This is a genomic window from Nocardia sp. NPDC047648 (genome assembly GCF_040642815.1).
Taxonomy (GTDB): domain Bacteria; phylum Actinomycetota; class Actinomycetes; order Mycobacteriales; family Mycobacteriaceae; genus Nocardia; species Nocardia gamkensis.
This window is the reverse complement of sequence record NZ_JBEYSX010000003.1, coordinates 109554-127333: the sequence shown is the minus strand read 5'-3', so window position 1 is coordinate 127333 and position 17780 is coordinate 109554. Positions and strand designations below refer to the sequence as shown.

Sequence of the window (17780 nt, the reverse complement as noted above, 5' to 3'; positions counted from 1 at the left end):
CCGGTGAGCAGCCGGCCACCGCGCGACCGGGCCGTCTTTCGGCACGATGCCGCCGGACGCCGTCGCGCGATTGATCCGCCTCCGCCGAGGACAACCGGTAGGAAGATGGGATGACTGTTCTAGGTGCCGTGTTCCGTCCGCAAAACCCGCCCGAACTGTTGCGCGAGGCGGCCCGCGTGGCCGAGGCGACCGGTCTGGAAGAGCTGTGGTTGTGGGAGGACTGCTTCTTGGAGAGCGGAATCGCCAGCGCGGCGGCCGTGCTCGCCTGGACCGAACGGGTGCGAGTCGGTATCGGGCTGCTACCCGTGCCACTGCGCAACGTCGCGCTCACCGCGATGGAAGCGGCGACGCTGCACCGGCTGTTCCCCGACCGGCTGGTGCTCGGTGTCGGGCACGGCGTGCAGAGCTGGATGGCGCAGGTCGGCGCGCGCGTCGAATCGCCGGTGACCTTGCTGAGCGAACATCTGGCCGCGTTGCGCGCGCTACTGGCCGGTGAGCAGGTCACGGTCTCGGGTCGCTACGTGCGTCTCGACGCCGTCGCGCTGGACTGGCCGCCCGCGACGCCGCCGAAGGTCTACGCGGGTGCGCGCGGGCCGCGCTCGATCCGGCTGTCCGGGGAGCACGCCGACGGTACGCTGCTCGATTCGATCGCCGACGCCGACGGCGTCCGCGCCGCACGCACGCTGATCGAGGAGGGGCGCGCCGCGTCCGGGCGAACCGACCGCCACCACGTGGTGGCGAACCTGCTGGCGGTCACCGGCTCGGATGCCGAAGCTCGCTTGGCCGCCGAACGCACCCCCGAGCATGCGCCGGGGGCGGGAGTGGCGGGTGACGCGCACGCGATCGCCGCGGCCGTGACCACGCTGGCCGAAGCAGGCGCGGACACCGTCGTACTCCAGACCACCGCCGACGATCCGGATCCGGCCGCTTACCTCCGGTTCGTCGCCGAGGAAGTCCGGCCCCTGGTCTCCTGGGCACCACGTGCGCGAGTGACCTAGGCCCGCGCCAGGCGCCGCTTCTGCTGCTCGACGTCGAACGTCGGCAAGGGCCAGTCCAGTTCGAGCCGCTCCAGGGCCGCGATCAGCAGTTCGGTGACCGCGAGCCGGGAGAACCACTTGCGGTCGGCGGGCACCACGTGCCAGGGGGCGTACTCGGTGGACGTGCGGTCCAGCATCGCCTGGTAGGCCTCCTGATAGGCGGGCCAGTAGGCGCGCTCGTCGATATCGGCCGGATTGAACTTCCAGAACTTGTCCGGGCGTTCCAGCCGCTCGGCCAGCCGCCTCTTCTGTTCGTCCAGCGAGACGAACATGGCCACCTTCACCAGCGTGATGCCCTCGTCCACCAGTTCCCGCTCGAACGCGTTGATCTCGTCGTAGCGCGGCTCCCACACCGTCGGCGGCACCAGGTTGTGCACCCGCACCACGAGCACGTCCTCGTAGTGCGAGCGATCGAACACGCCGAGCTGGCCCGCGCGCGGCAGCGCCTCGCGGATGCGCCACAGATAGTGATGGCGCTGCTCCTCTTGCGTCGGCACGCCGAACGCGGCGTGATCGACGCCCTGTGGGTCGACCGAACCGATGACGTGCCGGACGATGCCACCCTTGCCCGCGGTATCCATGCCCTGCAAGACCAGCAGCACGCTGCGCCGGTCGCCGGAGCGGCCGTTGGCGTACAGCTTCTCCTGGAGATCCGACAGCACCTGGCTGCGTTCGGCGAGCAGTGCGACACCCGCCTTCTTGCCGCCGGTGAACCCCGGCGTCCCGGAGGTGTCCAGCTCGGCTACTAGCAAGCCGTCGGCTTTCATGGCCTCGGCCGGACACACCGTCCACTGTTCAGGCATAGCCCCACCCTAACCACGCGGTAGTTCGCCCCGGTCACACTTGCGCGAGCCGCAGCAGCTGGGTGGCGAACTCCTCGTCCGACACGGGAGCGAGGGTGAGATCGTGCGCGGTGGTGAGCAGGTAGCGACCGTCGCCGGTGAAGTCCAGCCAGGTGCGATGACGGGTGGGCGGGGACATCGGGTTCTCCGGCTCCACCGTGACGGTGATGAAACCGCGCCCGTCCACCGGCTTGCGCAGTGTCTGACGGAATTTCGCCGCGCCGCGATGGCCGTTGGTGACGAACGGCTCGGTGCGGTCGGGGCTGAGCACGGCGTCCTGCGGCTCGCGCATCGGGGCGAGCTTGCCCGGCCGCGCCGAACCGATGATCTGCACCAGCCGTTCGCCTATGGCGCGCGCATGGCACATCTGTACGGTCACCCGGTCCGGGGTGGCGACCAGGATGCCCGCGTGATTGTGCACCACCGCGGCGAACGCGAGAATCCGTTCGGTCTCGCTCTCGCTTCCATTGCGCGCGAGGGCGGAGCGTTCGCCGGAGACGGTGATGGTGGTCGCGTCGTTGCGCGCGCAGAGCACCAGCGCGGCGGCCAGGTCGGGCTCGGCCTGCCGGGCGAAGCGCTGCGGCAAACGCAAGGCGTGGTACTCCGATTCGGTCCGCGCCGTGGCCGAGGGGACCATGTTGACCGGGTACGGCCTACGGTCCAAGCTCGTTTCGTTCGTCCAGACATGCGTGAATTCGTCCGGGGTCAGCACCCATTTCACCGTGCGCCGCCTCCGCGGACGGAATTCGGATCGCCGGATGCGTTGTCGGCCGCCGAACCTTCGTGCGGCCGGGGGAATCGGGGGACACGGTCGCCGGTGGCCGGCATCGTCGGGGTATAGACGTAGGTCATGGTGTCCCGGACATCCGCCTCGATGTCTGCCGCCGCACTGTCGTGTTCCATCCTACGTTTTCCACCGTAAACCGCTTCGGCGGCCGGGTCCGCCAGCGGCCGATACCGCTGCGGCGGCGCGATCGCGCTCCGGACCGTTTGCGCGGCATCGCTATTCAACTCCATCAGCCGAGCGACCGCCCGGCACACGTCCTGCGCATCCCCGCCGGCGCGGACGAATTGCCTGGTCGCGCCCACTGCGGCGTCGGCTGCGCGGCCGGACCAGCGCGCGAATTCCCGGTTGGTGGCATCGGAGAAGGCCTGGAACGCGTCGGCCACCGCGGCCGCGTTGGCCTGCCATGCCTCGGCGATCCGGCCGAGCGCCGCCGGGTCGAGCGCTTCGTGCACCAGATCCCAGATCTGCTGATGGGTGTAGGCGCCGAACAGTTCCCGATCCGGCGCGTAGGCGGGATCGGTCGCCCCGTCGGCGAATCCGGCCAGCTCCTGCCGGATGTCGTCGGCGGCGGCGCGTGCCGCGGAGTCTGCCATCCGTCGTCCCCCTCAGTCGGTTCCGGCGCGCGGGTGCGTGCTCAACTGGGCTCCAGGTATTCGGCGATCAGCCGCAGAGCGGCCTGATTCGCCGCCTCGGCGTCGGCCAGCCGGTTGGCCGCGGCGAGATACGCGGCCTTGAACAGCAGCGCAGTCTCCTGGAACGCCGCCAGGGTGTCCAGGTACTGCCGTCCTTTCGCGGCGAAACCGCGGGACAGGCCGTGCCCGGTGGGCAGATCGGGAAAGCCGGTCACCTCGGTGACGAGGTGCTCCCCGGCCATCGCCCGGCGTAGATCGTCGACCAGCTTGTCGCACGCGGCGGCCAGATTCTCCGCGACCGCCGTATCCAGCTCGAACTTCTCGCCCCCGCCCGCGCCCATGGCCGCCGCGTACAGCTCTCGCGCCGTCCCCTGTCCGGTATCGGGTACCGCCACGTGGAAGCCCCCTTCCGCTCGGTCCTGTTCGTACCGCGCTGTACTGGACCCGCACTTTACCGCTCGGTTCAGCGCGGCGGACCGGCTCGGTATGTGCTTGTGCCGAGCACCCGGTACAGGGATCCGCCGTTGTTACACTGACCAGCGGTCCGAGGGGCGGTGTCCGCAGGGGAAGGCGACCGGTGGCCGAAAACGACGATGTAGTCCCGAAATACCTGCAGATCTCGGGTCATATCCGTGCGCTGATCGAACGCGGTGAGCTGGCGCCCGGCGCCGAGGTGCCCTCGGAGCGGGAACTCGCCGCACGCTGGAAGGTGGCCCGGCCCACCGCCGCCAAGGCGCTGAATACGTTGCGCCAGCAGGGGATCGTCCGGTCCCGCCGCGGATCGGGCACCTATGTGGCCGAACAGCCTGTGCTGCTGCGGGAGAGTGCGCCCCGGTACGGACCGTCTTCGCCCGAGAGCCGGTCGGTGACCGTGCTGCGCGCCGGAGTGGTGGAAGGGCCGCGGGAGGTCACCGACCCGCTCGGGCTGCCCGTTCCCAGTTCGGTGATCGTGCGAAAGACGTTGCACGACGACATATCCGGATATGCGCGACTGGTCACCTGCTGGTATCCGGGAGGATTCGCCGAAACCGCGGCCCTGTTGCTCGAATCCGAGCCCGTGCCCGGTGGAGTCGCACGGTATCTGGAAGACGCGACCGGACGCGCTCTCAGCGCCGTGCGCGAGAGTGTCGGCGCCCGGCTGGCCACCGACGACGAACGCCGGCACCTCACGCTTCGGCACCCGGCGGCGGTGCTGATCGTGCGCCGTCTCGGTCTGGACGCTCGGGGCGTCCCGCTCGAGTACCGCGAGACCGTCCACCCGCCCGGCCGGTGGATCATGCCGCACGAGTATTTCACCAGCTCAACGGCCGATTCCCGCCGTTGACACCCCGCTGCCACAACTGGCATAGTCCACTTGTCGGAAGTGTCGAAGGGTGGGAGGGGCGATGTCCGATCGGTTGACCGTCGGCGGCTGGGTGATCGTGGGGGAGCAATGCTCGGTCCGCCTGGCCCCGGTACCGCGCGACGACTACCTCGCGTTCGTCTTCGAAAGCAGCGGAACCGAATTCGAATTGGCCCTGGCTCCCGCGATCCTGCACCGCATGGTCGACCTCGGCTCCGGACCGTCGGTGCCGTGACATGCTGCGGTAGTGGCGAGTTCGTCGCGTACTTCGGCCTTGTGAACAACGATTGCGCACGAGCCAGGCGAATGCCAGCTAGCCTCACTCCACAAGATCGTGCATTCTCGGCAGAGGACCATCCGCCATGAACAACCCCCTACCCACGCCCGCGTCCGTTCGTGCGGATTCGACCGGGGATCTGCTCAGGGGCAGAACCGCTGTCGTCACGGGAGCCAGTCGAGGCATCGGCCGGGCGATCGCGATCAGGTTCGCGGCGGAGGGCGCGAACGTCGCGATGATCGCCCGTACCCAAGAGCCACATCCGAAGCTGCCCGGCACGATACACACCGCCGCCGCCGACGTGGCTGCGGCGGGCGGCGACGTACTGCCGCTCGTGGCCGATGTGCGCGATGACAAGGCGCTGGAGGAGGCGGTCGATCACATCGTCGATCGCTTCGGCGGCATCGACATCCTGGTCAACAACGCCGGATCGGTCGATCTCACCGGCGCCGAGCAGATCGGCATGCAGCGCTACGACCACATGCAGTCCGTCAACGTGCGCGCCCCGTTCCTGCTGTCCAAGCTGGCGCTGCCGCACCTGCGCCTCTCGGCGCGAGCCGGGCGCAACCCGCACATCCTCACCCTTTCCCCACCTCTCAACATGAGCCCCGCGCACGTCGGCAACGGCGTCGCCTACACCGTCTCGAAATACGGTGTCAGCATCGCCACTATCGGCTTGGCGCACGAATTCCGGGCCCATGGCATCGCCGTGAACTCGCTGTGGCCCCGGACCAAAATCGACACCGCCGCGGTACGCAACCTGCTCGGCGGCGAGGACGCCGTCGCCGCCTCCCGCACTCCCTTGATCTGCGCCGACGCCGCTCTGCTGATCGTGACCAGTCCCGCGTCGACCTACACCGGTCAGCTTCTCTTGGACGAGGAGGTCCTCGCGTCGCATGGGAGCACCGACCTGGACCGGTATCGGGTCGTAGCGGGCGGCGGTGCGCTCGCCGCCGACCTGTTCGTCGACGGGTAGGCACGGCTGAAAAGGCCGAATGCGAACCCTGTCTCCGGCGCCTAGGCGGGCTTCGTCGCGCTGATGTACTGGAGCAGGCGATGGACCCGCTGGTCGATCTCCACCAAGCCCTCTTCGGCGAAGAGGGTCGGGAAAGTCCGCGTGCCGAATACCCGCAGGCCGCTCAAACCGCCGACCACGCGGCTCACCTCGCCGATGGGGTTGGCGGCCCGATGGCTGGTGGTGATCGCGATGCGGCCACCGGGGGCGAGGACGCGAATCATCTCGCGGGCGGCGACGAGTGGGTCGGGAATGAGGTAGAGCGCGCCGAAACAGCAGACGGCGTCGAAGGTGCCGTCCGCGAACGGGAGTGTGCGCGCGTCGGCGCGCAGATATCCGACGCGCGGTCCGGCGTTGTCGGCGACGGCGCGCGCCAGCATCGGCTCGGAGTAGTCCAAGCCGATCGCGTAGCCGTCGCCGGACAGCGCCTCGCTCAGATATCGGGTGAAATTGCCCGGCCCGCAGGCGATGTCGAGCACCTTCTGCGCGCCGCCGAGCCGCAGGGTGGCCACCGCGTCACGCCGGTCCGCCGCGGTCGTCCGCCCGCTGGCGAGATAGAACAGCGTCGGCCGCCAGGCCCGCTCGTACACCGCCGCGAGCGCGGGGGCATTCATCGTTTTTCGTGCGAGGTTCACCGGTGTGCGTCTCTCAGGCGCGGTCCACGGTGATGGTCATGCCCGCCGCGCGCAGCCGCTCGGTGAGCGCGTCGCCCATCGCGGCGGCGGGTGTGAGGATGCCCGCGAGCTCGGGTTGCTTGTCGGTGTCGAACGCCAGGCACAGGCCGCTCTGGCCGAGCAGCACCGCGGTGGCCTGGTAGCCGGGATCGCCGGTGCCGGAGAAGGTGGCCACGTACTTCGCGCCCGAGGTGGTGTGCGCGAACGTCTTCATGGTGAACCAGCCGCTCTTGCGCGCTTTCTCGTCCGGTCCGGTGCCCGGCTTGGGCAGCACGCGGTCCAGCAGCTTGCGGCCCGCGGCGGCCCGCGACAGCAGCGCGCCCGCGGTCAGGCCCGCCACGATGCCGCCCGCCATGCCCGCCGCGACCAGCGGCGCCATCCGCGACCTTCCCGCGCTCATCACTTCGCGGTAGCGGAAGTTCTTGCCGTACACCCAGCCGAGCAGCCCGTTGGTGCGCCGCACGACCTTGGTGTTGTGCGCGGCCATGACGAACGTGCTCACCCACCCCTCCAGGCTCGGGTCGACGGCACTCGCCCGGGACAGCGCCTGGTCGGACTGGCGGCCGACGTCGGGATCCATCGACTTGTCCGGGCTCAGCGAGTACGGGTGCGAGAGCACCTTGCCCTTGGCCGGATCGGCGGCGACCGCCTCCATCATGGCCCGGCCGGAATCGATGGTGCCGCCGCTGACGCCGCCTTTGAGCGAAGCCACCAGCGTGGTGTCGACGAGTTCGCCGGCGTTGTCCTCGACCGTACGGCGGTAGAGCTGGTAGACGCTCAGATCGGACGGAATCGAGTCGTATCCGCACGAATTGACGATTTTCGCGCCGGTGGCGACGGCCTGTTCGTGATAGGCGTCGATGGCTTCGCGGATGAACAGCGGCTCACCGGTGAGGTCGGCGTAATGGGTGCCTGCCTTGGCGCACGCCGCCACCAGCGGCAACCCGTAGCGCAGGTACGGGCCGACCGTCGTGACCACGACCTTGGTGCGCGTCGCCAGCTCGTCCAGTGCGGCCTGGTCTTTCGAATCGGCTACCACCAGGCCCCAGCTCGCGGCCTTCGGGCCGAGGTCGTCGCGCACGGCGGTCAGCTTGTCCAGCGACCGTCCAGCCAGCGCGATCCGCGCGGATTCCGGGGCGGCCCCGGTGAGGTATTCCGCGGTCAGCTTGCCGACGAAACCGGTGGCACCGAAGAGGATCAGGTCGTATTCCCGAGTGTCTGCCATGGGTCTTCCGTTCTGCGGTCGTGTCGCCGTTCGGCGGCTACTTCGTGGTCTTCTTGCGCGGCCGTTGCGGCGCTGCCTGCGGGCGGCCGTCGAGCCAGGCGTGATGGGCGCGGCCGAGTTCGGTGGCCGGTGGTTCGTCGTAGAGCCATTCCCGGGCGATGCGATGCCAGTTCGCGGTGCAGCCGAGCTGGCCGAGCATGCCGAAGGTCAGGAAGTCGGCGCGGCGGGAGAAGAGATGTTCCGGCGGCAGGTTCTGCTGCTTCATCCCGGTGAACTCGCTGGCCCTCGGGTCCACCGCGAGCAGGAAGGCGCCGCTGGCCAGTTCAGGGGTGATGGTCAGTTCCTCGTCGACCAGACACCATTCCGAGGCGGCGAGCACGTATTCCAGGCACTCCTCGGCGCCGATCTCCTCCGGTGAATCGATGACGCCGCGCCGGATCATCAACTCGCGCAGATCTTCCGCGCGGTCTTCGGCGGCGGCGCGCAGGCAGACCAGCTCGAACTGCACGTGCTCGGGATCCATCCGGTTGAACAGCCCGAAATCCAGGAACCCGACCCGGCCGTCGGTGGCCAGCAGCACATTGCCCGGATGCGGGTCGCCGCAGAACTCGTTGAAGGTGAACAGCGACCCCATGTAGAACCGGTAGATGATCTCGCCGATCCGGTCGCGCTCCGCCTGGGGCAGCTGCCGGATCTCGTCGAAACCCTTGCCCTGGACGTACTCGGTGACCAGAACCCGCGTGGTGGAGAACTCCGGCAGCGAGCGCGGCACGATGACGAACGGGTGCTCGGCGTAGAGTTCGGCGATCTGCAACTGGGTGGCCGCCTCGGCCCGGTAGTCGAGTTCGGCCTCCATGTTCAGCCGCAGCTCGTCCAGTACCGCGGGCGTCACCCACGGCATCGCGGACTGTAGTACGCGCCGGAACATGGCGAGATTCTTCAGGTCCGCGCGCACCGCGGCGTCGATGCCCGGGTACTGCACCTTCACCGCGACCTGGCGGCCGTCGTGTAGTCGCGCCCGGTACACCTGGCCGATCGAGGCGGCGGCGACGGGCTCGGCGTCGAACTCGGCGAAGACGGCGTCCAGCGGCTTGCCGAAATCGTCCTCGATCACTTGGCGCATGGCCGCGAAGGACACCGTCGGGGCCGCGTTGCGCAGCACCGCCAGGCGTTTCTGGAACCGCTCGCGGTGGTCCTCGGGGACCAGGTCCAGATCGAGCACCGACATCATCTGGCCGAGCTTCATCGCGACGCCCTTCATGGTGCCGAGCACCATGACCACCTGCTCGGTGGTGCGGATCATCGATTCCTCGGCCATCTTCGCCCGGACGGCCTCGGATCTGCCCCGCATGGTCAACCGAGTGCGCTGGGTGCGAAGCACCGAACTGGCTGCCACCGCACCCAGCTTGGTGCCACGAGCAAGCCGAGAGGTCGGTACTTGCTTCGCCATCGAGGTACCTCCGTTGGTGCCGCGGTCGGAGCGACGGACGCGCAGGCGGCAGCGTGCGGGCCGTCATGTCCCGCGCGGACCGCCGTCGAGTACGGCGCCGGCGGTGACGCAGCGCACTCGGCGCACCGCTCGGGTTCAGACTAGCCAAGGTTCCGGCAAAGTCGACAGTGCCGGTGAACTTCAGCAAGCGGTCCAGCTAGCACCTGGGCCGACGGCCCGAGTCAGTCCTGCGCGGGCGCCTCGGGGGTGGGCAGCACGTGCTGCTGCGCGTTGAACGTCGCGGGCGAGCCGCCCGCGCGGGCCATGCCCTCGATGGCGCTCCAGGCCAGCATGGTGAGGTAGTCGATCACGTCCTCGCGCGACAGCGACTTGTTGGTGGTCCACCAGTGCGTCGCCAGCTGAATGCCGCCGACCAGCACGTACGACGCCAGTGCGGCGCCCTCGGTCGCCACGCCCCGCTCCCCGGCGCGCTCGGTGATGACTGCGCACACCACCTCGGCGAACAGCTTCTCGAACTCGGCGAGCGAGGACTGGTCGGCCGAGCCGTTGCCCATGATGAACCGGTAGACCTCCGGGTCCTCGTCCACCGTCCCCACGTATTCGGCGAGCGCCGAGCGCACCAGTTGATACTCGTCGGCGTCCAGGCTGATCGCGCCGTACACCCGCGGCATCAGCGTGGTCTCGATGAACCGCTGCATCGTCGCGTGGACCAGGTCGTTCTTGTCGGAGAAGTAGCGGTAGAGCACGGTCTTGGAGACGCCGATCTCCGCGGCGATCTCGTCCATTCCCGCGTTGCTGCCGCGGGCGCGTACCGCGGCGAGGGTTCCGTCGACGAGTTCCTCGCGGCGGTCGATCTTGTGTTGCCGCCACCGGCGCTTGCGGCCGTCCATCCGGCCGCCGCGCACCGCCGACGGTCGCTCGCCGATATCGACAAGGTCTTCGGTGGACAGCGTGGGCTCCCTCGTTCGTATGGGCTCGGTAGCTCCAGCTTAGGTCCCCGCTACCCGTGATATGCGCTTTTGAGCCCGGATGCGGTAGGAACCACAGCTTCGGGCGCGTCCGGCGTGTCCGCATCGCGCTCGCCCGCTCGCCCACTTCGCCGCGCACAGCAGAATGGGAGGCATGGAGAAAGCTCCCGGCAACACCGCGGTGGCGGATGCCCCCGCCGGGCCTGCCGCCGCGCCCTTCGGCCTAGCCGCCGTACTCGACGAGGCGGCCAAGCGTCGTGACCTCTGGCGGATGAAGGCGTTCGCCACCGGCCTGCTCGCCCTGGCCACCGCGATCTATCTGTTCTGCCGCTGGACCGAATCGCGAGGGGCGGGTGGCGACTGGGTCGGCTACCTGCGGGCCGCGTCGGAGGCGGGCATGGTCGGCGCGCTGGCGGACTGGTTCGCGGTGACCGCCCTGTTCCGTCATCCACTCGGCCTGCCGATTCCGCACACGGCGATCATCCGGCGCAAAAAAGACCAGCTCGGCGCCAGTCTCGGTAGCTTCGTCGGCACGAACTTCCTGGCGCCGGAGGTGGTGTCGGCGAAGGTGAACTCGGCACAGGTCTCCTGGCGGGTCGGGCGCTGGATGGCCGATCCGGGTCATGCCGCTCGCGTGGCGCAGGAGAGTTCGACGATCCTGCGGGCCGTCGTCGGCGTGCTGCGCGACGAGGACGTGGAGCAGGTCATCGACAACACCATCGTCAAGCGGATCGCCGAGCCGCTGTGGGGTCCGCCGATCGGGCGGGTGCTAGCGGAACTGCTCGCCGACAACCGGCAGCAGGCGCTGCTGGATCTGCTCGCCGAGCGCGCGCACCAATGGGCGCTCGGCTCGCAGGAGACGATCGATCGGATCGTGCTGCGGGACGCGCCGCAATGGGCGCCGAAATTCGTCAACATCCTGCTTTCCGAACGGATCTACCGGGAATTGGTCGAGTTCACCTGGAAGATCCGCTCCAATCCGGAGCACGAAGTCCGCCTGGCCGCGAATCGGTTTCTGGAGGAATTCGCCGAGGACCTGCAGAACGACGACGCCATGATCAAGAAGGCGGAGCGCATCAAGGCGCAGATCATGGGCAGGGAGGAGATCACCGGACTCGCCTCGGCCACCTGGCGCGCGGCGAAGCGGCTGATCCTGGAGTCCGCCGACGATCCGCGCAGCACGCTGCGGCGCAAGGTCGCCGAGAACGTGCAGCAGCTCGGCGAGCGACTGCGCGACGACGCGGACATGCGCGCCAACGTGGACGGCTGGATCGACCGCGGCGCGCGCTACTTGGTGGAAAACTATGCCGGTGAGATCAGCACCCTGGTCACCGACACGGTTGCCAGGTGGGATGCCGAAGAGGCGAGCAAGAAGATCGAATTGCAGGTCGGCCGGGATCTGCAATTCATCCGCATCAACGGAACCGTCGTCGGTTCGCTTGCCGGACTGGCGATCTACACGATTTCCCATTTGATGTTCGGCGGTTGAGCCGCGGCACGCGGAGCGTTTGCCCGAACACTGCTAGCAGACTGCTTGCAATAGCTAGCACCCTGTCCTAGAATCGAACTCGTACAACCGCCAGAAGGTGAGTGATGGCAGACCAGCCCGAGGTTTCCGCCGAGTACACCGACAGATCGGACGAGCACTCGTCCGGCGTCGGCGAACGAGGGGGACGCGTCGTCAACGCGGCGCACGACATCGGAGGCTTCATCAGGGCGCAGCGGGAAGCCGCGCAAGTCTCGCTGCGTCAGCTCGCCCAGCTGGCGGGGGTGAGCAATCCGTACCTCAGCCAGATCGAGCGCGGACTGCGCAATCCGTCCGCCGAGGTGCTCACGCAGATCGCGAAAGCGCTGCGGGTCTCCTCGGAGGTCTTGTACGTACGGGCCGGCTATCTCGAGCAGCGGCCGCACAGTCCGGTCCGGGATGCCCTGCTCGCCGACACGTCTATCAGTGAGCGGCAGAAGCAGGTGCTGCTGGACATCTATGAATCGTTTCGCCGGGAAAACGGAGGAAACGAGGCAGGGGGGGACGTATGGGACAGCGACGTTCCGCGCACGACAACCGACACTCCGCCACGCCAGGAGAACGAAACATCATGACCGAGAAGAACGCCACCGTCACGAAGCCCTTGCTCGCCACCGTCGGTGCGGGTGACGCCCTCTACGCCGCGGTCAACGACGTGGTCGCGCAGGTGCGCGAACGCGCGGCCACCACCGACGTGCAGGCCCGGGTCGAGGAGGCGCGCGAGCGCTTCGCCACCGTCCCCGCCGATGTCCAGGCGCAGTTCGAGTCGCTGCGCGAGCGGCTGTCCGGGCTGCCGTCGGAGCTGCCGGAGGACCTCGCCGAGCTGCGCGAGAAGTTCACCGCCGAGGAGCTGCGCACGCTGGCCGAGAAGTACTACCGGCAGGCGCTCGACCTCTACGCCGACCTCGCCGTCCGCGGTGAGGAGGCCATCGAGCGGCTGCGCGCCAACCACTTGGTCGAGGAGCGGATCGGCAAGGTCGAGACCATCTACGGCGACGCGGTGAGCCGCGCCGAGGACGTGTTCGGGCGCGTCAACGGGCTGCTCGGCCGCCCGGCCAAGGTCGAGGACGCCGAGGCCGCGCCGGTGGCCGAGCCCGCGCCGGTCGTCGAGGCCGAGGTCGTCGAGGTGACCACCGAGGCCACCCCGGCTCCGGTGACGAACGGTGCGCCGAAGAAGGCTCCGGCCAAGAAGGCGGCGACCCCCGCCGCCGCGGCCAAGAAGGCTCCGGCGAAGAAGGCCGCTCCCAAGAAGGCCTGACCGCCCGCAGCCGAAGCTGTCCGACGCCCCCGCGCACCCCTGGTGCGCGGGGGCGTTGCTTCTATGATGGGTGGGGTGAATATGGTGCACGGATTGACCGGGATGATCCTGCTGGTGTTGTGGCTGGCGGCGCTCGGTGCGACGATTTTCGCGCTGATCCACGCCGTTCGTCAGCGTCCGGACGCGTTCACCGCGGTGGACAAGCTGACCAAGCCCATCTGGCTGGCGATTCTCGGGGCGGCCGTGCTCGTGCTCCTCCTCTCGCCCGCGGGTCTGGGCCTGCTTTCCTTCGCGGCGATCATCGCCACCGGCGTCTACTTGGCCGACGTCCGGCCCAAGGTCGACGAAGTGCAGCGGGGTCCGCGCTGGTGAGGGTGGAGATCGCCGAACGGTAAGGGTGCTTGCACTAGCAAGCGGTACGAATCGGGGTTACTGTATCTAGCAGTAACACAAAGGAGTGTCCGATGCGTGCCATGCTGCCGACCGCGTTGACGAGCTTCCCGGGGCTGCTCCGGAGCTTGCGCGACGCGCACAGCGCCGACTTGCGTTCCCGTACCTACCGGATCGCGGCGTTCAACCCGCCGACCGTGCCTCACGAGGTGATCCCGGTCCGCGCCGGGGACGGCGCCCGGCTGCGCGTACACGCCTACGGTTCGTCGGACAAGCCGGTCATCGTGCTCGTGCACGGGTGGACCTGCTGTCTCGAATACTGGAATCCGCAGATCAACGCGTTCGCGGGCGAGTACCGAGTGATCGCCTACGACCAGCGCGGCCACGGCGAGAGTGAATACGGGTCGAGCGAGTTGAGCATGGACCTGCTGGCCGACGACCTGGCCGCGGTGCTCGACGCGGCGCTCATGCCCGGACAGCGTGCCGTGCTGGTGGGGCACAGTCTCGGCGGCATGACGCTGCAGGCCTGGGCGGGACGCTACCCCGAGCGGGTCGCGCGCCAGGCGCAGGCGGTGCTGCTGACCAATACCGCGGCCGATCGGCTGATCCTGGAGACCACGGTGGTGCCGCTGCTGAACCGGCCGTGGCGGATGCTGCAATTGAAGGTGCCGCTGCCGTTCCTGTTCGGCAGGTTCGGGCTCGGCGCCCCGATGGTCTTCCCGCCCATCGCGCCGGTGCGCTGGCTGTTCGCGCGCCAGATCCTCAGCACCGCGGCCAAGGGCGAGCTGCTGGACTTCAGCATGGCCATCGTGCGGTCCTGCCCGGCCCTGGTGCGTTCCAGGTTCGGTTTCCTGCTCGCCACGATGGATGTGGGAGAGTCGGCGCGCAATCTCGTGGTCCCCACGACGGTGCTCTCCGGACAATTCGACGACATGACGCCGCCGGTCCACTCCGAGCGGATCGTCGAGCAGCTGCGGCAAACCGGCAGCCTCGTGCGTTACCAGATGCTGCCGACCGGCCATCTCGGCAATGTCGAGGCCTACGAGCGGTTCAACGAGGAACTCGGGCGCCTGCTCGCCGAGGTGGGCGAGCGCGCCCGCGCCGACCTCGCGGGCTGACGCGCCGGGGCTGCGTTCGCCCCGTCAGGAGAAGACGACCGTCCGGCGGCCGTGCACCAGCACGCGTCCCTCCAGATGCCAGCGCAGCCCGCGCGCCAAGACCACCCGCTCGATGTCGCGGCCTTGGCGGACCATGTCGCGCACTTCGTCCGCGTGATCGATGCGGATGACGTCCTGCTCGATGATCGGGCCCGCGTCCAGTTCCGCGGTCACGTAGTGACAGGTGGCGCCGATCAGCTTCACGCCGCGGGCGAACGCCTGGTGGTACGGGCGAGCGCCGACGAACGACGGCAAGAAGCTGTGATGGATGTTGATGGCCTTGCCCGCCCAGTGCTCGCACAACTCGGCGGGCAGCACCTGCATGAACCGCGCCAGCACCACCGCGTGCGGGTTGTGCGCGTCCACCAGGGCGCGGACCTCCTCGAACGCCGGACCGCGCTCGGCCGGGTCCTTCGGAAACGGCACGTGATGGAACTTCACCCCGTGCGCCTCGGTCATCGCCGCGAGATCCGGGTGATTGCCGATCACCGCCTCGATGGTGGCGGGCAGTTCACCGCTGGCGGCGCGCCCGAGCAGATCGTGCAGGCAGTGGCCGTCCTTGCTGACCAGCAGCACCGCGCGGCGGCGGGCGCGGGAGTCCAGCAATTGCCATTCGGTCTGCGGACCCAGGTCGGCCGCCACCCCGGCGAACCGGTCGCGCAGTTCCTCGATCCCGAACGGCACCGTCGCCGCCTTGATCGCCTGGCGAGTGAAGAACCAGCCCGTCTCCACGTCGGAGTGGTACCCCGCCTCCACGATCGAGCCGCCGAACTCGGCGATGAACGACGTGATCCCGGCGATGATGCCCGGACGATCCGGGCAGCCGAGCGTCAGCACGTAGCGGCGGTCGTCCAGGACGGGTGGAGCGGAACTCATGCGTTCATCCTCGCAGGTGCGCCAGGCAGGATTCGCCGCGCCTTCGCCTGATCTTCGGAAGGCGGCGAGGGCCCCGAGCAGGTCGATCTGCTCTACGATTGAAGGCAATGAAGGCAATGGCGCTATTGCTGGCATACGGAATGGGTGAGTGGAGATGGCCAGACTGACCGTCCGGGATCTACCCGACGAGGTACGCGAGGCGCTGCGTGTCCGCGCGGCGCAGCACGGCCGCAGCACCGAGGCCGAGGTCCGCGCGATTCTCATCGAAGCCGTTACCCCTGCGGCGCAGGTCGAACTGGGTACATTGCTGGCGGAGATCGGTCGCGAGATCGAACTCACCGATGACGAGTTCGATGCGCTGACGACGCGCGACCGCCGCCCGGTCATTCCCTGGGAGTTCGAGTGATCGTTCTGGACACCAACGTCCTTTCCGAACCACTGCGCAAGGCGCCGGACCCCCGCGTAGTCGCCTGGATCGATGCTCAGCCTTTACGCACCTTGTACCTGTCGGCGGTTACCGTGGCCGAACTGCGGTTCGGCGTTGCCGCGATGCCAGAGGGTAGGCGACGAGAAGTCCTGCGCGACAGGCTCGAGACTCGGGTGTTGCCTCTGTTCGCGGGGCGAGTTCTCGCTTTCGACCTGGCCGCATCCGCCGCGTACGCCGAACTCATGGCCGCCGCCCGCGCCGGCGGAGCCGCGATCGGCACCGCCGACGGCTATATCGCCGCGACGGCGGGCGCCGCGAACATGACCGTGGCTACTCGCGATACCGCGCCTTTCCAGGCTGCCGGAGTACCTGTCATCAACCCGTGGGTTTAGTGTCCGTTATCTGCTCGGCTCAGGGCGTCCACCCGGCCGACACCGTGCATTCCTGGCGCTGGGTCGTCTCGGCTCGGTGCCCCGGTGTCGTGCTCAGAGGTGGTAAAACGGCTCCGCGTAGTGGAATTCGCCTGCGATCCGGGAGTCGTAGGCCGACAGGGAGCGGACCTGGAAGTGGCTGACCCAGGCCGGGTCGTCCGGGGTGATGCCGAGCCGGGCGGCGGGGACGAAACCGAAGCGCGGGTAGAACTCCAGGCTGCCGAGCAGGCCGATCAGGGGTTCGTCGAGGGCGTCGGCGGCGCCGAGCGCCGCGTGCATGAGGGCCGAACCGACCCCGGAGCCTTGATGATCGGCGAGCACACCGATCGGGCCGAGCGCCAGCACGGGGAACGGGCCGACGGCGGCTCTGGTCAGGCACAGGTGACCGACCACGCTGTCGTGCTCGATCGCGACCAGGGAGAGCGTCGGGATCCAGCCCTCGTCGCTGCGCAACCGCGTGATCAGCTTCACCTCGGGCGGATCGGCGCTGTCACCGGGCACGGCGGCGCCATCGGTATCGCCGGCATCGGCATAGCGCGGTGCGAATGCGCTGCGGTGCACCGCCGCGATCGCAGCGGCGTCGTCGGCGCGTTCGCGACGGATCAGCACGGTCGTCTCCTCCCGAACGAAAGTAGGGCCCATCCGCACACGTTAGTCAGTCGACCGTGGCGAAACGTTCTCCGATGCGCCATCAGCTACGAGTGTGCGGGAAGTGGCGCCAGGCGCGCAACGGAATTCGCCTCCGGTGTGCCAGACTCTCACCCCATGGCAAGTTCCGCGTCGCTGACCAGGGCCGAAGTGGCCGCCATGATCGATCACACGCTGCTCGCCCCGGAGGCGACGCCCGCCGAGGTCGACGTGTTGATCGAGGACGCGCGGGCATTGGGCGTGCTCGCGATCTGCGTGTCGCCGTCCATGTTGCCGGTGCGCGCGCCCGGACTGGTGGTCGCGACGGTCGCCGGATTCCCCTCGGGGAAGCATCATTCGCTGGTGAAGGGCGCCGAGGCGCGGCTCGCGGTGGAGCAGGGCGCGGCCGAGGTCGACATGGTCATCGATGTCGGCGCGGCCCGCGCGGGCGATTACACGGCGGTGCTCGCCGACATCGTCACGGTGCGCGAAGCGGTGGGCGATCGGACCCTGTTGAAAGTGATCATCGAATCCGCCGCCTTGCCGGACGAGGCGATCGTGCAGGTGTGCCGGGTCGCCGAGCGCGCGGGAGCCGATTTCGTCAAGACCTCCACGGGGTTTCATCCCGCCGGCGGCGCGAGCGTCCACGCCGTGCGGTTGATGGCCGATACGGTCGGCGGGCGGCTCGGCGTCAAGGCCAGCGGCGGGATCCGGACCGCCGAGGCGGCCGCGGAGCTGATCGCGGCGGGCGCGACCCGGCTCGGGCTGTCGGGATCCCGCGCGGTGCTCGACGGCTTCGCGCCCTGATCGGCTGCCGAAAAGCGTTCGCGGATATCCGGT

The 17780-nt window shown here is 68.8% G+C and carries 22 protein-coding genes; 12 read left to right on the top strand and 10 right to left on the bottom strand.

Going from position 1 to position 17780, the window contains the following annotated elements; genetic code table 11:
• The first annotated feature begins 110 nt into the window (after nucleotides 1-110).
• Nucleotides 111-998: an LLM class flavin-dependent oxidoreductase gene (locus ABZ803_RS09210; RefSeq protein WP_357034576.1), complete on the top strand. Its 888-nt coding sequence runs from the start codon at nucleotides 111-113 to the stop codon at nucleotides 996-998.
• On the opposite strand, the gene ABZ803_RS09205 is transcribed toward ABZ803_RS09210, so the two are convergent.
• The 4 genes from ABZ803_RS09205 to ABZ803_RS09190 are packed head-to-tail and all read right to left on the bottom strand — an operon-like array spanning nucleotide 995 to nucleotide 3693.
• Nucleotides 995-1840, bottom strand: coding sequence for a polyphosphate kinase 2 family protein (locus ABZ803_RS09205; protein WP_357034574.1), 846 nt, complete (start codon nucleotides 1838-1840; stop codon nucleotides 995-997). The genes ABZ803_RS09210 and ABZ803_RS09205 overlap by 4 nt on opposite strands.
• Before the next feature lie 34 nt (nucleotides 1841-1874).
• Complete coding sequence (locus ABZ803_RS09200) at nucleotides 1875-2600, bottom strand: ESX secretion-associated protein EspG (protein ID WP_357034572.1); 726 nt, start codon at nucleotides 2598-2600, stop codon at nucleotides 1875-1877.
• Nucleotides 2597-3259 (bottom strand): hypothetical protein, encoded by a 663-nt coding sequence (locus ABZ803_RS09195; protein WP_357034570.1) that lies wholly within the window; start codon nucleotides 3257-3259, stop codon nucleotides 2597-2599. The genes ABZ803_RS09200 and ABZ803_RS09195 overlap by 4 nt, the downstream gene beginning before the upstream one ends.
• 41 nt (nucleotides 3260-3300) lie before the next feature.
• Nucleotides 3301-3693, bottom strand: coding sequence for a hypothetical protein (locus ABZ803_RS09190; RefSeq protein WP_040870502.1), 393 nt, complete (start codon nucleotides 3691-3693; stop codon nucleotides 3301-3303).
• Nucleotides 3694-3875: 182 nt separating this feature from the next.
• On the opposite strand from ABZ803_RS09190, the gene ABZ803_RS09185 reads away from it, so the two are divergent.
• The 3 genes from ABZ803_RS09185 (at nucleotide 3876) to ABZ803_RS09175 (ending at nucleotide 5893) form a co-directional block, all read left to right on the top strand.
• Nucleotides 3876-4622, top strand: coding sequence for a GntR family transcriptional regulator (locus tag ABZ803_RS09185; protein WP_357034567.1), 747 nt, complete (start codon nucleotides 3876-3878; stop codon nucleotides 4620-4622).
• A 61-nt stretch (nucleotides 4623-4683) separates the two neighbouring features.
• Nucleotides 4684-4875 (top strand): hypothetical protein, encoded by a 192-nt coding sequence (locus ABZ803_RS09180; RefSeq protein ID WP_357034565.1) that lies wholly within the window; start codon nucleotides 4684-4686, stop codon nucleotides 4873-4875.
• 127 nt (nucleotides 4876-5002) lie between these two features.
• Nucleotides 5003-5893: an SDR family oxidoreductase gene (locus ABZ803_RS09175; protein ID WP_357034563.1), complete on the top strand. Its 891-nt coding sequence runs from the start codon at nucleotides 5003-5005 to the stop codon at nucleotides 5891-5893.
• Nucleotides 5894-5934: 41 nt separating this feature from the next.
• Here ABZ803_RS09175 and ABZ803_RS09170 read toward each other — a convergent pair whose 3' ends face one another.
• From ABZ803_RS09170 to ABZ803_RS09155, 4 genes are all read right to left on the bottom strand, one after another.
• The gene (locus tag ABZ803_RS09170) at nucleotides 5935-6546 is read right to left on the bottom strand and encodes a class I SAM-dependent methyltransferase (protein WP_357034561.1); all 612 of its coding nucleotides are present in this window, start codon (nucleotides 6544-6546) and stop codon (nucleotides 5935-5937) included.
• A 34-nt stretch (nucleotides 6547-6580) separates the two neighbouring features.
• Nucleotides 6581-7831 (bottom strand): saccharopine dehydrogenase NADP-binding domain-containing protein, encoded by a 1251-nt coding sequence (locus tag ABZ803_RS09165; protein ID WP_357034559.1) that lies wholly within the window; start codon nucleotides 7829-7831, stop codon nucleotides 6581-6583.
• Nucleotides 7832-7868: 37 nt separating this feature from the next.
• Nucleotides 7869-9281 carry an AarF/ABC1/UbiB kinase family protein gene (locus ABZ803_RS09160; protein ID WP_357034557.1) on the bottom strand — a complete coding sequence of 471 codons (1413 nt, stop codon included), beginning with the start codon at nucleotides 9279-9281 and terminating at the stop codon, nucleotides 7869-7871.
• Between the two features lie 221 nt (nucleotides 9282-9502).
• Nucleotides 9503-10171, bottom strand: coding sequence for a TetR/AcrR family transcriptional regulator (locus ABZ803_RS09155; RefSeq protein WP_084466910.1), 669 nt, complete (start codon nucleotides 10169-10171; stop codon nucleotides 9503-9505).
• Nucleotides 10172-10403: 232 nt separating this feature from the next.
• On the opposite strand from ABZ803_RS09155, the gene ABZ803_RS09150 reads away from it, so the two are divergent.
• The 5 genes from ABZ803_RS09150 (at nucleotide 10404) to ABZ803_RS09130 (ending at nucleotide 14540) form a co-directional block, all read left to right on the top strand.
• On the top strand, nucleotides 10404-11738 hold the full coding sequence (locus tag ABZ803_RS09150) for a DUF445 family protein (protein ID WP_357034554.1): 1335 nt from the start codon (nucleotides 10404-10406) through the stop codon (nucleotides 11736-11738).
• A 104-nt stretch (nucleotides 11739-11842) separates the two neighbouring features.
• Nucleotides 11843-12349, top strand: a complete 507-nt coding sequence (locus ABZ803_RS09145; RefSeq protein ID WP_357034552.1) for a helix-turn-helix transcriptional regulator — start codon at nucleotides 11843-11845, stop codon at nucleotides 12347-12349.
• Nucleotides 12346-13032: a heparin-binding hemagglutinin gene (locus tag ABZ803_RS09140; RefSeq protein WP_357034550.1), complete on the top strand. Its 687-nt coding sequence runs from the start codon at nucleotides 12346-12348 to the stop codon at nucleotides 13030-13032. Before ABZ803_RS09145 ends, ABZ803_RS09140 begins: the two co-directional genes overlap by 4 nt.
• 66 nt (nucleotides 13033-13098) lie before the next feature.
• On the top strand, nucleotides 13099-13404 hold the full coding sequence (locus ABZ803_RS09135; RefSeq protein ID WP_039802199.1) for a DUF2516 family protein: 306 nt from the start codon (nucleotides 13099-13101) through the stop codon (nucleotides 13402-13404).
• Nucleotides 13405-13496: 92 nt separating this feature from the next.
• Nucleotides 13497-14540 carry an alpha/beta hydrolase gene (locus ABZ803_RS09130; protein ID WP_357034548.1) on the top strand — a complete coding sequence of 348 codons (1044 nt, stop codon included), beginning with the start codon at nucleotides 13497-13499 and terminating at the stop codon, nucleotides 14538-14540.
• A 24-nt stretch (nucleotides 14541-14564) separates the two neighbouring features.
• Here ABZ803_RS09130 and purU read toward each other — a convergent pair whose 3' ends face one another.
• On the bottom strand, nucleotides 14565-15455 hold the full coding sequence (purU, locus tag ABZ803_RS09125) for a formyltetrahydrofolate deformylase (RefSeq protein ID WP_040870422.1): 891 nt from the start codon (nucleotides 15453-15455) through the stop codon (nucleotides 14565-14567).
• A gap of 154 nt (nucleotides 15456-15609) precedes the next feature.
• Here purU and ABZ803_RS09120 point away from each other — a divergent pair, with 154 nt between their 5' ends.
• On the top strand, nucleotides 15610-15861 hold the full coding sequence (locus ABZ803_RS09120) for an Arc family DNA-binding protein (RefSeq protein WP_357034546.1): 252 nt from the start codon (nucleotides 15610-15612) through the stop codon (nucleotides 15859-15861).
• Complete coding sequence (locus tag ABZ803_RS09115; RefSeq protein WP_357034544.1) at nucleotides 15858-16274, top strand: type II toxin-antitoxin system VapC family toxin; 417 nt, start codon at nucleotides 15858-15860, stop codon at nucleotides 16272-16274. The genes ABZ803_RS09120 and ABZ803_RS09115 overlap by 4 nt, the downstream gene beginning before the upstream one ends.
• 93 nt (nucleotides 16275-16367) lie before the next feature.
• On the opposite strand, the gene ABZ803_RS09110 is transcribed toward ABZ803_RS09115, so the two are convergent.
• Nucleotides 16368-16922 (bottom strand): N-acetyltransferase, encoded by a 555-nt coding sequence (locus ABZ803_RS09110; RefSeq protein WP_357035403.1) that lies wholly within the window; start codon nucleotides 16920-16922, stop codon nucleotides 16368-16370.
• Nucleotides 16923-17078: 156 nt separating this feature from the next.
• On the opposite strand from ABZ803_RS09110, the gene deoC reads away from it, so the two are divergent.
• On the top strand, nucleotides 17079-17747 hold the full coding sequence (deoC, locus tag ABZ803_RS09105; protein ID WP_357034542.1) for a deoxyribose-phosphate aldolase: 669 nt from the start codon (nucleotides 17079-17081) through the stop codon (nucleotides 17745-17747).
• Nucleotides 17748-17780 lie beyond the last annotated feature (33 nt).

Excerpts from the sequence above, each read along its gene's own strand:
- purU (WP_040870422.1), bottom strand. The coding sequence starts at position 15,455 with ATGAGTTCCGCTCCACCCGTCCTGGACGACCGCCGCTACGTGCTGACG.
- deoC (WP_357034542.1), top strand. The coding sequence starts at position 17,079 with ATGGCAAGTTCCGCGTCGCTGACCAGGGCCGAAGTGGCCGCCATGATC.
- ABZ803_RS09180 (WP_357034565.1), top strand. The coding sequence starts at position 4,684 with ATGTCCGATCGGTTGACCGTCGGCGGCTGGGTGATCGTGGGGGAGCAA.
- ABZ803_RS09145 (WP_357034552.1), top strand. The coding sequence starts at position 11,843 with ATGGCAGACCAGCCCGAGGTTTCCGCCGAGTACACCGACAGATCGGAC.
- ABZ803_RS09155 (WP_084466910.1), bottom strand. The coding sequence starts at position 10,171 with ATGGACGGCCGCAAGCGCCGGTGGCGGCAACACAAGATCGACCGCCGC.
- ABZ803_RS09140 (WP_357034550.1), top strand. The coding sequence starts at position 12,346 with ATGACCGAGAAGAACGCCACCGTCACGAAGCCCTTGCTCGCCACCGTC.
- ABZ803_RS09205 (WP_357034574.1), bottom strand. The coding sequence starts at position 1,840 with ATGCCTGAACAGTGGACGGTGTGTCCGGCCGAGGCCATGAAAGCCGAC.
- ABZ803_RS09160 (WP_357034557.1), bottom strand. The coding sequence starts at position 9,281 with ATGGCGAAGCAAGTACCGACCTCTCGGCTTGCTCGTGGCACCAAGCTG.
- ABZ803_RS09150 (WP_357034554.1), top strand. The coding sequence starts at position 10,404 with ATGGAGAAAGCTCCCGGCAACACCGCGGTGGCGGATGCCCCCGCCGGG.
- ABZ803_RS09130 (WP_357034548.1), top strand. The coding sequence starts at position 13,497 with ATGCGTGCCATGCTGCCGACCGCGTTGACGAGCTTCCCGGGGCTGCTC.
- ABZ803_RS09210 (WP_357034576.1), top strand. The coding sequence starts at position 111 with ATGACTGTTCTAGGTGCCGTGTTCCGTCCGCAAAACCCGCCCGAACTG.
- ABZ803_RS09165 (WP_357034559.1), bottom strand. The coding sequence starts at position 7,831 with ATGGCAGACACTCGGGAATACGACCTGATCCTCTTCGGTGCCACCGGT.
- ABZ803_RS09170 (WP_357034561.1), bottom strand. The coding sequence starts at position 6,546 with ATGAATGCCCCCGCGCTCGCGGCGGTGTACGAGCGGGCCTGGCGGCCG.
- ABZ803_RS09135 (WP_039802199.1), top strand. The coding sequence starts at position 13,099 with ATGGGTGGGGTGAATATGGTGCACGGATTGACCGGGATGATCCTGCTG.
- ABZ803_RS09120 (WP_357034546.1), top strand. The coding sequence starts at position 15,610 with ATGGCCAGACTGACCGTCCGGGATCTACCCGACGAGGTACGCGAGGCG.
- ABZ803_RS09195 (WP_357034570.1), bottom strand. The coding sequence starts at position 3,259 with ATGGCAGACTCCGCGGCACGCGCCGCCGCCGACGACATCCGGCAGGAG.
- ABZ803_RS09175 (WP_357034563.1), top strand. The coding sequence starts at position 5,003 with ATGAACAACCCCCTACCCACGCCCGCGTCCGTTCGTGCGGATTCGACC.